The 1,153-nt window shown below is 61.8% G+C and carries 1 protein-coding gene; it reads right to left on the bottom strand.

Annotated elements, in window-relative coordinates; all coding sequences use genetic code 11:
• Positions 1 to 1,153: DUF5801 repeats-in-toxin domain-containing protein (locus QC816_RS18260; RefSeq protein ID WP_309783856.1), on the bottom strand; the 1,153-nt coding region annotated here is incomplete at both ends.

Below are 1,153 nucleotides of genomic sequence, written 5' to 3'. Positions count from 1 at the left end.
GTGAACACACCGTCGCTCAGGTCCAGCGTCGCGCTGTCACTGTCACCATCGGCATCGGTCAGCGTCTGGACCAGTTGCAGAACACCGGCTTCCAGCGACAGGTTGACCGGGTCGTTGGCTGACTCGTCACTGTCACTGGCTTGCGGATGCCAGAGGTTGCCGGACTGGCTGAAGGTGACATTACCCTCGCCATCCGTGCTGATGGTGAAGATCACTTCGCCGTCGGCCTGGCCTTCAATGGTGCCGTCGTTATCGACCAGTACGATCGCGGCACCTTGGCCATTCTCGGCCTCGGCGTCCAGGGCAAACAGACCGGTAGGCACATTCTCACCTGACAAGGTCAGTGCGTAGTCCACGCTGCCTTCGCCGTCACTGCCGTAGTCCAGCTCGCTGCCAAAGGCACCGGCCAGCTCTTGGGTCTGGGTGCGCACGCCATCGTCATTGAGGGCATCGGATTCGTTGAGTTCGAAGGCGGGTACGTCGAAGTCGCCGTCTTGCTCGGCCGTCGGTGCGTCGTCACGGATGGTGAACACACCGTCGCTCAGGTCCAGCGTCGCGCTGTCACTGTCACCATCGGCATCGGTCAGCGTCTGGACCAGTTGCAGAACACCGGCTTCCAGCGACAGGTTGACCGGGTCGTTGGCTGACTCGTCACTGTCACTGGCTTGCGGGTGCCAGAGGTTGCCGGACTGGCTGAAGGTCACATTGCCTTCGCCATCCGTGCTGATGGTGAAGATCACTTCGCCGTCGGCGCGGCCTTCGATGGTGCCGTCGTTATCGACCAGTACGATCTCGGCGCCTTGGCCCGGGTTGTCCTCGCTTTCATTGCTCGGATCCAGGGCGTACAGACCGGTGTTCACGCTCTCACCTGACAAGGTCAGCGCGTAGTCAACGCTGCCTTCGCCGTCACTGCCGTAGTCCAGCTCGCTGCCAAAGGCACCGGCCAACTCTTGGGTCTGGGTGCGAACGCCATCGTCATTGAGGGCATCGGATTCGTTGAGTTCGAAGGCGGGTACGTCGAAGTTGCCGTCTTGCTCGGCCGTCGGTGCGTCGTCACGGATAGTGAACACACCGTCGCTCAGGTCCAGCGTCGCGCTGTCACTGTCACCATCGGCATCGGTCAGCGTCTGGACCAGTTGCAGCACGTCCTCTC

This window comes from Vreelandella janggokensis, assembly GCF_031451615.1.
GTDB classification, from domain to species: domain Bacteria; phylum Pseudomonadota; class Gammaproteobacteria; order Pseudomonadales; family Halomonadaceae; genus Vreelandella; species Vreelandella janggokensis.
Note: the sequence above shows the minus strand (reverse complement) of the source record. Positions and strands in the feature narration are given on the sequence as shown.